The organism is Streptomyces sp. ATCC 21386 (assembly GCF_018728545.1).
In the GTDB taxonomy this organism is placed as follows: domain Bacteria; phylum Actinomycetota; class Actinomycetes; order Streptomycetales; family Streptomycetaceae; genus Streptomyces.
In genome coordinates this window covers 4,973,490-4,985,565 of sequence record NZ_JAAVVL010000001.1, presented here as the reverse complement: position 1 = coordinate 4,985,565, position 12,076 = coordinate 4,973,490, and the positions used below count along the sequence as shown (strand labels likewise).

The 12,076-nt window shown below is 71.6% G+C and carries 8 protein-coding genes; 7 read left to right on the top strand and 1 reads right to left on the bottom strand.

Features of this window, described 5'->3' with window-relative positions:
• Positions 1–96 precede the first annotated feature (96 nt).
• The 7 genes from GWK25_RS21230 (at position 97) to ligA (ending at position 10,419) form a co-directional block, all read left to right on the top strand.
• Complete coding sequence (locus GWK25_RS21230) at positions 97–2,928, top strand: LuxR family transcriptional regulator (protein WP_251830032.1); 2,832 nt, start codon at positions 97–99, stop codon at positions 2,926–2,928.
• Between the two features lie 484 nt (positions 2,929–3,412).
• Positions 3,413–3,550, top strand: coding sequence for an endonuclease (locus tag GWK25_RS21225; protein WP_215452116.1), 138 nt, complete (start codon positions 3,413–3,415; stop codon positions 3,548–3,550).
• A gap of 42 nt (positions 3,551–3,592) precedes the next feature.
• The gene (locus tag GWK25_RS21220) at positions 3,593–5,617 is read left to right on the top strand and encodes a S8 family serine peptidase (RefSeq protein ID WP_215452115.1); all 2,025 of its coding nucleotides are present in this window, start codon (positions 3,593–3,595) and stop codon (positions 5,615–5,617) included.
• A 109-nt stretch (positions 5,618–5,726) separates the two neighbouring features.
• The gene (locus GWK25_RS21215; RefSeq protein ID WP_215452114.1) at positions 5,727–7,172 is read left to right on the top strand and encodes a glyceraldehyde-3-phosphate dehydrogenase; all 1,446 of its coding nucleotides are present in this window, start codon (positions 5,727–5,729) and stop codon (positions 7,170–7,172) included.
• Positions 7,173–7,374: 202 nt separating this feature from the next.
• Positions 7,375–7,797, top strand: coding sequence for a helix-turn-helix domain-containing protein (locus GWK25_RS21210; protein ID WP_215452113.1), 423 nt, complete (start codon positions 7,375–7,377; stop codon positions 7,795–7,797).
• A 48-nt stretch (positions 7,798–7,845) separates the two neighbouring features.
• A complete protein-coding gene (locus GWK25_RS21205) occupies positions 7,846–8,256 on the top strand; it encodes a VOC family protein (protein WP_215452112.1) in 411 nt (136 codons plus the stop codon).
• 57 nt (positions 8,257–8,313) lie between these two features.
• Positions 8,314–10,419, top strand: coding sequence for an NAD-dependent DNA ligase LigA (gene ligA, locus GWK25_RS21200; protein ID WP_215452111.1), 2,106 nt, complete (start codon positions 8,314–8,316; stop codon positions 10,417–10,419).
• 91 nt (positions 10,420–10,510) lie between these two features.
• On the opposite strand, the gene GWK25_RS21195 is transcribed toward ligA, so the two are convergent.
• On the bottom strand, positions 10,511–11,740 hold the full coding sequence (locus tag GWK25_RS21195; RefSeq protein WP_215452110.1) for a PP2C family protein-serine/threonine phosphatase: 1,230 nt from the start codon (positions 11,738–11,740) through the stop codon (positions 10,511–10,513).
• Positions 11,741–12,076: the final 336 nt, after the last annotated feature.

The window sequence follows — 12,076 nt, the reverse complement described above, 5'->3', positions numbered from 1 at the left end:
TCGACCGGAGGTTCGCGTTCATGAACCTCCGGACCGGCCCGGGACGGCCCCGGGCCCGTTTCGGGGGGAATCGCAGTGCCGTGGGACGTGGCTCCTCTGGTGAGCCGGGAGACCGAACTTGCCCGCCTCACCGGCGTACTCGACGCACTCACCGGGGCGGGCCCCGACCGCGGGGCCGTGGCCGGTCCCGCGGTCGTCGATGTCACCGGTGCGGCGGGCATCGGCAAGAGCAGGCTGGTCTCCGAGTTCTGCGCACGGGCGCGGGACAGGGGCATGACGGTGCTGCGCGGCCGGGCGACCGAGTACGAGCGGCACCTGCCCTACCAGCCGCTCACCGATGCCCTCGCCGACCTCGACACCGAGACCGGGATCCCGTCGCCGTTCACCGAGATCCACACCATGGACCGTTTCGCCCTGCAACGCGCGGCGGCCGCTTTCCTGGCCCGGACAGCGCGCGCGGGCGACGGTCTCGTGGTGGCCCTCGACGACGTGCACTGGGCCGACCCGGCCTCGCTGGAACTCCTCGACCACCTCGTCCGGCATCCGCCGCGGCGCGCCCCCGTGGTGATCGTGGTGGCCCGGCGTGAACGGCAGACCGCGCCCCGGCTCGCGGCCTCCCTCACCCGGGGAGTGGAGGCCGGGACGGTGCTCCGGCTCGAACTGGGCCCCCTGGACCGGGACGCCTGCCTCGCGGCCCTGGCCCCCGGCCGCCCGGCCGGTCTCGCCGCCGAGCTGTACACCGCCAGCGAGGGCAACCCGCTGTACTTCCTCGCTCTGCTCCAGGCCGGCAGGCCGGCAGGGCTCAGCTCACTGCTGCTGGACGAACTGACGCCGCTCACCGACGGGCCACGCCGGACGGTGCAGGCCGTGGCCGTGCTCGGCGACCATGCCGCACCCGCTCTGGTGGCGGCCGTCACCGGCCGACCCGAGCACGAACTCGACGCGGACTTCAGCGAGTTGGCCGCCCGGGATCTCGCGCGGCCGGGGCCCGACGGCCGCCTGGCGCTCCGGCATCCGGTGCTGCGGTCCCTCGTCCACGACAGCATCGATCCCACGCTGCGCACCCGGATGCACCACCTCGCCGCCGTCGAACTGGCCCGGATCGGGGCGCCGGCCAGCGAGCGGGCGCACCACGTGGAGCTGGCACTGACCGGCTTCGACCCGGATGCCGTGGCCGTGCTCACGGAGGCCGCCCGGCAGGCCGCCGCGACCGCGCCCGCGAGCAGCGCCCACTGGCTCGGCGTCGCCCTCGCCCAGCTGCCCGAGGGACCTGCGCACAGCGTGCCGCGCCGGGATCTGATGCTGCGCCGGGCCGAGGCCCTCGGCGTCTGCGGCGGACTGCGTGAGAGCCGGGACCTGCTGCACGAGGTGATCAGCCTGTCTCCGCCGGGCACCGACGACGGCGCGCGCGCCCTGGCCGTCACCCTGTGCGCGGTGATGGAGCGCCATCTCGGCCGGTACACGGAGGCCGTGGCCCTGCTCCGCCGTGAACTGGCCCGGGGGGCCGACCTCTCCCCCGCCGAGACCGTCCGGCTCGGGCTGGAGCTGGGCTCGTCCGCTCCGCACGCCAGCTCGTACCCGGACGTGCACGACGAAGTGGCCCGCACCCTGGAGCTGGCCCGGTCGCTCGGTGACGAGGTCGCGGAGGCGGGAGCGCTCGCCGTCACCGCGCTCGGGAGGGCGTACGAGGGCGACATCGAGGCCGCCACCGAGGCGACCGACCGGGCGGCCGCGCTCATCGACTCCCTCACCGACCAGGATCTCGCGGGCCTGTGCGAACCTCTGGCCCGGCTCAGCTGGGCGGAGGCGTTCCTGGAGCGGTACGCCGACGCCGAACGGCACGCGGAACGCGGTCTCGTGATCGCCCGCCGGGGCGGTCTGCTCTATGTGGTGCCGCACCTGCTGCTGTGCCGGTCCCACCTCCACGTCATGACGCTGCGGCTGGGGTCGGCCCTGGAACTCGCGGAGGAGGCGGAGACGATCGCGCGGGGCATCGGCAGCGACGAACTGCTCGCCTTCGTCCTGGCGTCCAAGGCCCAGGCGCTGATCCCCGCGCTCGCGCCGGGTGACGGTGGTGCGCTGGCCGTGGCCGAGGAGGCTGTCGCGCGGGCCGGTGCCGGCACCGGCTGGTGGGCGTCCATCGCGTGGTGCATGCTGGGGTTCGCCGCGCTGCACGCCGGAGATCCGGCGCGGGCCCGGGCGGCCGTGCTGCGGGCGGGCGGGGAGGATCTGGCCGGGCTGCAGCCGAGCATGCGGCCCCTGTTCATCGAGACCCTCGTCTTCGCCGCCGTGGCCGTAGGGAACGCGGACGAGGCCCGGCAGTGGGCGGAACGCGCCCGCAAGGAGGCGGAACGGCTCGGGCTGGTCGCACAGCGGGCGTCGGCGCTGCGCAGCCGGGCGCAGGTGCCGTTGGCCGAGGGCGATCCGGTCGCCGCGGCCGAGCTGTTCGAGCAGGCCGCCGAGGAGGCGGCCCGGGGGCCGGGCACGCTGTGGGAGACGCAGACCCTGCTCATGGGCGCGCCCCTGACCGCGTCGGCGGGACGCCCGGCCCGCGCCCGCGCCATGTGGGAGCGCGCCGTGCGGCTGAGCGAGGGGACCGGCGCCCACCTGCTGACGGGCCTCGCGGAGGTGATCCGCCCGGCGGTCTTCGTGGAGTCGGCGACGTCGCAGGGCACGGCCGGCTCCTCGGCCGCCCCCTCGCGCGCCGGGGCGGCCGAGGAGCTGGCCGTGCTGTCCGCGCGGGAGCGGGAGATCGCCGCCCTCGTCGCGAAGGGCCTGACCAGTCCCGCCATCGCCGAGCAGCTCTTCCTCAGCCCGCGCACGGTCGAGACCCACCTGTCCCGCATCTACCGCAAGACGGGCGTCACGTCCCGGGCGGCACTGGCGGCCCTCCAGACCCGCGACGAGCTGCGCGAGGGCGGCGTCTGAGCCGGGTATGGGTTGGGGTGCCCGGCCCGGCGTGACGCGACACATGCTCCCTCGGCCGACAGCGTTCTCCAGTCGGTCGGTTGTCGGCGGCGGCGCCGCTGTACTCCGAGATCCGGGTCGCCGTAGTCGGCCGTGATCTCCGACGAGAAACACTTGCACCTTTTGCGTGCGTTTGCCCGAGCTGTCAGCATCGAAGAGGGGGCTGCACACACAAGGAGCGGCCGGGACCACCCTGGTATCGAACCAAGTCGGCGGCTCCTCCCAGGAGTTGTGGAATTCGGCGCACGGCTGCCTCGGCACGCACCCCGACGAGGCATCACGCAGCACACGACTCGTGGCGTGACGCGCCGCGCTCCCCACCCCTTCACATGGGAGGCGGACCCATGACGACGGCGGAACTCCTCTCCCTCCCGCGGCGTGCTGTACGCCGACGAACCGGAGCGTGTCGAGAAGCGGCTGAACCTCCTGGGCACCGACTGGTCCCGTGCACGCCGGTGAACCGGTGAGCGAATACGAACGCCACCGCAACGCCGCCGTCGCCGAACTCCAGGGCAACCACCACCCGTTGATCGACCGCCCGGAATGGGCGCAGAAGAACGGCCTCTCCGGCGTCTGGCCCTGAACCGCCCGCCCGAACCGCCCCACCATCCCCAAGGAGTGCCTCATGGCTCGCATCACCATCAACGGCGTGAGCATCGACCCTCTGGCGCAGTCCGCCGAACTCGCCGCCGCGTCCCTGGTGTCGGAGGACGCCTCGCGGTCCAACTATCTGCTCGTACAGACCACGCGACCCCCCACCGCCGAGGAGAAGGAACAGCTCGCGGCACTCGGCGTGGTGATCCACGAATATGTTCCGGACAGCACGTATCTGTGCGGCTACCGGCCCACGGACCTGGAGGCGGTGCGCGCACTGCCGTTCGTCGCGTGGGCCGACGTGTATCTCGATGGTTTCAAGATCGCTCCGTCGCTGAGGCCGGACCGGCTGCAGCCCGCTCTCGCCCTGCTGGCCGAGCCCGTCGAGACCACGTCGTCCCGTACGCACACCGTGGACGTCGTGTTGCACGACGACATCGATACGACGAACGGCGCGGTACGGGACCTGATCGCCCGAGCGGTCGGCGCCTCTGCCGACGGCATCGAGACCAACCGCCACAAGGTGCGACTGACGGTCCAGGAAACGGACCTCCCCGCGCTCGCCGCGCTGGACGAGGTGCGCCACGTCGAGGAAGTACCGGAGCTGGTGTTGCACAACAACGTCGCCGCGACGCTGATGCACGCCAGGATCTCTCTCAACGGGACGTCCTTCCGGGGCAAGGGGCAGGTGGTGGCGGTGGCCGACACCGGCTTCGACCTCGGCTCCACGACGAACGTGCATCCCGCCTTCACCGGCCGGGTCCAGCACCTGGCCGCCCTCGGCCGCCCGCTCTCGCAGGCGGTGGACGACCCCGACGGCCATGGCACCCATGTGGCGGGGTCCGTCCTCGGCAACGGGAATTCCCCGTCGATGGGCGGCGCCGTCACCGGCACGGCCCCCGAGGCGAAACTGGTACTGCAGTCGCTCCTCGACGACGGCGGCGGCCTCGGTGGAGTCCCGACCGACCTGAGCGACCTGTTCGAGCCCGCGTTCCAGCGCGGGGCGAGGATCCACACCAACTCGTGGGGGCCGAAGTCCCCCAGCCTGCCGTACGACAGCAGAGCGTTCGAGGCCGACCGGATGGTCTGGGACCACAAGGACTTCGTCATCTGCTTCTCGGCGGGCAACAAGGGGCACGACCGGGACCGCGACGGCCGGATCAACCAGTCCTCGGTCAGCGGACAGGCAGGGGCCAAGAACACGATCACGGTCGGCGCCAGCGAGAGCAAACGTCCAGGCATCCCGCTGACGTACGGCGACCTGAGCATCGTCGCCTTCCCCGCCAATCCGATCCGGGACGACCCGCAGGCCGACAACCCGTCCGGGATGGCGGCCTTCAGCAGCCGCGGGCCGACCCAGGAGGGCCGGATAGCGCCCGATGTCGTCGCCCCCGGCACGTCGATCCTCTCGGCCCGCTCCCAGGTGGCTCCGGACGACTCACGGTTCGGGGTCTCCTCGGACCCGGCCTACTCCTTCCTCAGCGGCACCAGCATGGCCACCCCCCTCGTCGCGGGCTGTGTGGCCGTACTCCGCGAGACCCTGGTGCGGAACGGCACTCCCGACCCCAGCGCAGCCCTCCTGAAAGCCATGCTGATCAACGGCGCGGAGGAGCTCCCGGGCCAGTACAACCCCAGTGAGGCCGGCCCGTCCCCCAACAACAACTCTGGTTTCGGCCTGGTGAACCTCGATCGTTCCGTCGTCCTCCCGGGTGACGACGACCGGGCCGGTTTCGCGGACGAGGAGGAGTTGGAGCAGGGCGACGAACGCTCCTTCCGCGTGCCGGTGCCCCAGGGGACGGCCCGCACCTTGAAGGTCACCCTGGTGTGGACCGACCCGCCCGGCGCGGCTCTGCAGAACGACCTGGATCTGATCGTCCGCGCGGGCGGTCAGGAGCGCCACGGCAACATGGGCACGGGGTCCGGCTTCGACCGCGTCAACAACGTGGAGCAGGTCAACTGGAGCGGTGTCCCCGCCGGTGACGCGGAGGTCGTCGTGCGCGCCCACCGCATCACCCAGTTCGCCCAGCCCTACGCCGTGTCCTGGCGTGTCTCGTGATGAGCCACTGAACTCGTTGGAGGCCATGCCACCGGGTCGGACCCCGGTGGCATGGCACTTTCGGCGACCGTTTAGCATATGAGCGCCGCCTAGCTCGAAAGATAAACCTGTGACTCGTAACGAGGACTCGTTCACCGCCTGGAAGCACCGCGAGGAGATCGCGGAATCGATGATCCCGATCATCGGGAAGCTGCACCGCGAGCGGGACGTGACGGTTCTGCTGCACAGCCGCTCCCTGGTGAACAAGTCGGTGGTCAGCATCCTGAAGACCCACCGGTTCGCCCGCCAGATCGCCGGCGTGGAGCTCTCGGTCACCGACACCCTGCCGTTCCTCCAGGCCCTCACCACGCTCGACCTCGGCCCCTCGCAGATCGACATCGGCCTGCTCGCCGAGGCCCACCAGGCCGACGACCGGGGGCTGTCGGTCGCGGAATTCACCGCCGAGGCCGTCGCCGGTGCCACCGGCGCCAACAAGATCGAGGGCGGCGAGGGCCGCGACGTCGTCCTCTACGGCTTCGGTCGCATCGGCCGCCTCGTCGCCCGCCTGCTCATCGAGAAGGCCGGCTCCGGCAACGGCCTGCGGTTGCGGGCCATCGTGGTACGCGGCGGCGGGGACCAGGACATCGTCAAGCGTGCCTCTCTGTTGCGCCGGGACTCCATCCACGGCCAGTTCCAGGGCACGATCACCGTCGACGAGGCCACCAGCACGATCAACGCCAACGGCAACGAGATCAAGGTGATCTACGCCGGCGACCCGTCCGAGGTCGACTACACCGAGTACGGCATCAAGAACGCCATCCTCATCGACAACACGGGCAAGTGGCGCGACCGCGAGGGCCTGTCGAAGCACCTGCGTCCCGGCATCGACAAGGTCGTGCTGACCGCGCCCGGCAAGGGCGACGTCCCGAACATCGTGCACGGCGTCAACCACCACACGATCAAGCCGGACGAGCAGATCCTGTCCTGCGCGTCCTGCACCACCAACGCGATCGTGCCGCCGCTGAAGGCGATGGACGACGAGTTCGGTGTGCTGCGCGGTCACGTGGAGACCGTCCACTCGTTCACCAACGACCAGAACCTGCTGGACAACTACCACAAGTCGGACCGTCGTGGCCGCTCCGCGCCGCTCAACATGGTCATCACCGAGACAGGTGCCGCCTCGGCCGTCGCCAAGGCGCTGCCCGACCTGAAGGCGCCCATCACCGGCAGCTCGATCCGCGTCCCCGTCCCGGACGTCTCGATCGCGATCCTCAGCCTGCGCCTCGGCCGTGAGACGGACCGTGAGGAGGTCCTCGACTACCTCCGGGGCGTCTCGCTGACCTCGCCGCTCAAGCGCCAGATCGACTTCACCAACGCGCCCGACTCGGTCTCCAGCGACTTCATCGGCTCCCGTCACGCCTCGATCGTCGACGCCGGTGCCACCAAGGTCGACGGCGACAACGCGATCCTCTACCTCTGGTACGACAACGAGTTCGGCTACTCCTGCCAGGTCATCCGGGTCGTCCAGCACGTCTCCGGGGTGGAGTACCCGACGTACCCGGCTCCGGCGGTCTGATCCACCGGGCCCAGGGCCCTCTCACGTGACACCGGCCGCCCGCCGGGCCTTCCGCCCGGCGGGCGGTTCGCGTTCCACGGAACCCCTCGGAACGTCTTGATTCGGGATAGGGCCCCTCGACGACGCTGCGGCCGGCTGACGGCTCCGGCCCACCGGTCGACCGGCCCACCTGTACGTCCGGCCCGCATGGTGTGATGGCCTGGTGAGCCGAGCGTCAGAAGAGTCCAACCGCCGTATGCTGCGGGCCCGGGACGCCATGGACCGGGCGTACGCGCACCCTCTGGACGTGCCCGCGCTGGCCCGGATCGCCCATGTCTCCGAGGCTCACTTCGCGCGGACGTTCCGGGCCACGTTCGGCGAGACACCCCACCGCTATCTGCAGCGCCGTCGCGTCGAACGGGCGATGTTCCTGCTGCGGGAGACCGACCGCGGCGTGACGGACATCTGCTTCGACGTGGGTTTCGCCAGCCCGGGGACCTTCAGCCGCACCTTCCGCGACATCGTGGGCACCTCGCCGCGGCAGTACCGCAAGGAAGCGCCGCCGCTGCCCGTACCGACGTGTTTCGCGAAGGCGTGGACGCGGCCGAGCGATCGAGCAGTCGGCGATCGAGCAGTTGGTGATTGAGCAGTTCTGGATAAGTTTCCGCGCCGCCCGCTCGGTAGCGTGAAACCCATGTTCACCGCCATCACGCACTCGCAGATCTACGTCCTCGACCAGGACGAGGCCCTCGACTTCTACGTCGGCAAGCTCGGCCTGGAGGTCAACACCGATGTCGACCTGGGCTTCATGCGCTGGCTGACCGTCCAGGTGCCCGGCCGGCCCGAGCGCCAGATCCTCCTGGAGAAGCCCGGTCCGCCGGCGCTCTCCGAGGCGACCGCGGCACAGGTCCGCGAGCTGCTCACCAAGGGGGCCATGGGCGGCCACCTCATCTTCAGCACGGACGACTGCCGCAAGACCTACGAGACCCTCCTCGGCAAGGGCGTCGAGTTCACCGAGGAACCCACCGACCGCCCCTACGGCATCGACTGCGGTCTGCGCGACCCCTTCGGCAACAGCATCCGCTTCACCGAGCCCAAGGGCTGAAGCCCCGCGCTGCGCCGGTTCGGGGGCGTTGTCAGTGGTGGGCGGCAGGATGGGGGCATGACGACATCAGCTGCAGTGATCGTGGATGCCGCCGCCTACGCACAGGCCGTCGAGGACGCGGTGCGGGCCTCGGCCGCCTACTACACCGGTGGTACGTCGGCGCTGGACGACGACACCTATGACCGGCTCGTGCGCGGCATCGCGGCGTGGGAGGCCGAGCATCCCGATCTGATCCTGCCCGACTCGCCCACCGGCAAGGTCGCCGGTGGCGCGGTCGAGGGGGACGTGCCCCACACGGTGGCGATGCTGAGCCTGGACAACGTCTTCTCGGATGAGGAGTTCACCGCGTGGACGGCGTCGCTGGCCCGGCGCATCGGGCACGACGTGGAGCGGTTCAGCGTGGAGCCCAAGCTCGACGGGCTCGCGGTCGCCGCACGCTACACACGGGGCCGGCTCACGCGGTTGATCACCCGTGGCGACGGGACGGCCGGGGAGGACGTCTCGCACGCCATCGGCACCATCGAGGGGCTGCCGGACGCGCTCACCGAGCCGGTCACGGTCGAGGTGCGGGGCGAAGTCCTCATGACCACCGCCCAGTTCGAGCACGCCAACGAGATACGCACCGGGCACGGCGGGCAGCCGTTCGCGAACCCGCGCAACGCCGCGGCGGGCACCCTGCGCGCCAAGGAGCGTGCCTACACCGTGCCGATGACGTTCTTCGGGTACGGGCTCCTGGCGCTGCCGGGCACGGACGCCGCCGACGCCGCCCGGCTGACCGAACTCGCCCACAGCGAGCTGATGACCCGCGCCGCCGAACTGGGGGTCAACACCACCGCGAGCACGGCCGTGCCCGGTGTCACCGCCGACTCGGTCGAGGAAGTGCTCACCCGGGTGACGGAGATCGCCGCGCTGCGGGCCGGGCTGCCCTTCGGGATCGACGGGATCGTCGTCAAGGCCGACCTGGCCGCCGACCAGCGGGCCGCCGGATCCGGTTCCCGCGCCCCGCGCTGGGCGATCGCCTACAAGCTGCCGGCCGTCGAGAAGATCACACGGCTGCTGGAGGTGCAGTGGAACGTCGGCCGCACCGGCATCATCGCGCCGCGCGGCGTGCTGGAGCCCGTCGAGATCGACGGCTCCACCATCACGTACGCCACCCTGCACAACCCGGCCGACATCACGCGCCGCGACCTGCGGCTGGGCGACCATGTCATGGTGCACCGCGCCGGTGACGTGATCCCCCGCGTGGAGGCGCCCGTCGCCCATCTGCGCACCGGCGACGAACAGCCCATCGCGTTCCCCGAAGTGTGCCCCAGATGCGGCTCCGGCATCGACACCGGCGAACAGCGCTGGCGCTGCGAGAACGGCCGCAACTGCCACCTGGTCGCCTCCCTGTCGTACGCCGTCGGCCGTGACCAGCTCGATGTGGAGGGGCTCGGGCACACCCGGGTCGTCCAGCTCGTCGAGGCGGGCCTGGTGGCCGACCTCGCGGACCTGTTCGCCCTCACCCGGGAGCAGCTCCTCGGACTGGAGCGCATGGGGGAGACCAGCACCGACAATCTCCTCGCCGCGCTGCAGACGGCCAAGGGGCGGCCGTTGTCACGGGTGCTGTGCGCGCTGGGGGTGCGGGGCACCGGACGTTCCATGTCCCGCCGTATCGCCCGCCACTTCGCCACCATGGAGAACATCCGGGCCGCGGACGCAGAGGCGATCCAGCGGGTCGAGGGCATCGGCACCGAGAAGGCCCCGTCGATCGTGGCCGAACTCGCCGAACTCGCCCCGCTCATCGACAAGCTCGTGGCGGCCGGGGTGAACATGACCGAGCCGGGCGCCACGCCTCCCGCGCCGGCCGGCGAGGACTCCCCCGGCACCGAGAGCTCCGCCGGCGCCGAGGAGGGCACCGGGGCCGCGGGCGGGCCGCTCGCCGGGATGGCGGTGGTGGTCACGGGCGCGATGACCGGCGTCCTGGAGAAGCTCAGCCGCCACCAGATGAACGAACTCGTCGAACGCGCCGGGGGCCGCGCCTCCTCCAGCGTCTCCAAGCGGACGTCCCTGGTCGTCGCGGGGGAGAACGCCGGCTCCAAGCGCGCCAAGGCCGAAGCCCTCGGCATCCGCCTGGCCGACCCGGACGAGTTCGCCGCGCTGGTGGCCGACTTCCTGGACTGACCGTTCGTGACGGCGCGGTGAGCGGCGTCACGCGGCAGGGCCTCGGGGTGGCTCGGCGGGCGGTGCTCGCCGTGGCCACCGGGTGTACGCCTCACAGCCGAAGGATCACGAGGGCCGTGTCGTCGGTGACGCGGCCGTGATGGAGGAGGTCGAGGAGCAGGGCGTCGGCGAGAAGCTCGGGGGCGGAGCGGCGATGGCGGGTGAGCGCTGTGGCGAGGCGCCCGAGGCTGACGTCGATGTCCTCGTCACGGCGTTCGATCAGACCGTCCGTGTAGAGGACCAGGATGTCGCCCTCGGTGAAGTCGAGGGTGGCCTCGGGACGGGGGATGTGCTCGGGGCGGGCGCCGAGCGGCGGGTCGGTGGCCCCGTCGAGGAAGACGACCGTGCCGTCACGGCACAGCAGGGCGGGCGGCAGATGGCCCGCGCTGCTGTAGGTGATGGTGTGGGTGTCCCAGTCGACGCAGGTCTGCACGGCGGTGGTGTTCTCGGCGCCGTCGACGGAGCGGGCGTACAGGCCGAGCGCGTCCAGTGCCTGGGCGGGGCCGTCGGCCACCAGGGACGCGGCGCTCAGCGCGCTGCGGAGCTTGCCCATGACACAGGCGGCGGCCAGACCGTGACCGACCACGTCACCGACGGCGATCCCGACACGGTCGGCGCCGGCCAGGTCGACCAGGTCGTACCAGTCGCCGCACACGTTCAGGGCGTCCGTCGCCGGCTGGTAGCGGACGGCCGCGCGGTGGTTCCCGATCGGGTCGGGCGCGGGCAGCATCGCCTTCTGCAGGGCGAGTGCGACCTCCCGTTCGTGGGCGTGCGACTCGCGCAGTCGTTCGTTGACCTCCTGCAGCTCCCGTGCGCGGGTGTAGAGCTCGGCCTCCAGCACGCGGGCCCGGTCGCCGGGGGCGCGCTCGCGGGCGCGGATCAGCTCGGTGACCTCCTCCACCTTGTGGATCAGCAGCACCACCTTCCCCTGGGCGTCGCACACGGGCGCGTTCACGGGGCTCCAGTACCGCTCCTCCCACTCCCCCGGCCGCTCCGCCGACTCCACGTCGTAGCGCTGCAACGCCATTGCGTCGCGCTCGCCGGTCGTCACCACACGGTTGAGCGAGGCCGCCAGGTTCCGCATCCCGTTCGCGGACGGGTCCTCGGGATTGTCGGGGAAGACGTCGAAGAGGTACCGGTTCACCACCTGCTCGCGGGTGCGCCCCGACATCCGCAGGAACTCCTCGTTCGCGTCCGCGTACACCAGCTCGGGTGTCAGCAGCGCCACCATGCCCGGCAGCGCCTGGAACACCGCCGCGTAGTCGATCGCCGTATCCGCCATGGTCGCCGCCTCAGCGTCCGTGCCAGCCTGAGAACTCCACCATAGGAGCCGAGAGCCGTGTGGGCGCGCTTCTCGTTCCAGGAGAACAACCCGGTCACGCACGGTTGCACGAGCGACGACACAGCGTCGCGGGCGCGAGGGGCGCCGCCGGAGGTCGTCAGCGGGCGGTGCGCAGGAGGATGTCGCGCGTCGGGCCCAGCCGTGCCCGTCCTCGTGACGGGACAGCTCGGCGACCTCCCGCGGAGGGACCGATGTCGGTCCCCGCGTGCCGGGCGTCCTCGCACGGGTCACGCAGGGTGAGGATTTCGTTGCGAGGGCGCCGACCGGGCTGGCCGC

Coding starts and splice junctions, on each gene's coding strand:
- GWK25_RS21220 (WP_215452115.1), top strand. CDS start 3,593: ATGGCTCGCATCACCATCAACGGCGTGAGCATCGACCCTCTGGCGCAG.
- GWK25_RS21195 (WP_215452110.1), bottom strand. CDS start 11,740: ATGGCGGATACGGCGATCGACTACGCGGCGGTGTTCCAGGCGCTGCCG.
- ligA (WP_215452111.1), top strand. CDS start 8,314: ATGACGACATCAGCTGCAGTGATCGTGGATGCCGCCGCCTACGCACAG.
- GWK25_RS21205 (WP_215452112.1), top strand. CDS start 7,846: ATGTTCACCGCCATCACGCACTCGCAGATCTACGTCCTCGACCAGGAC.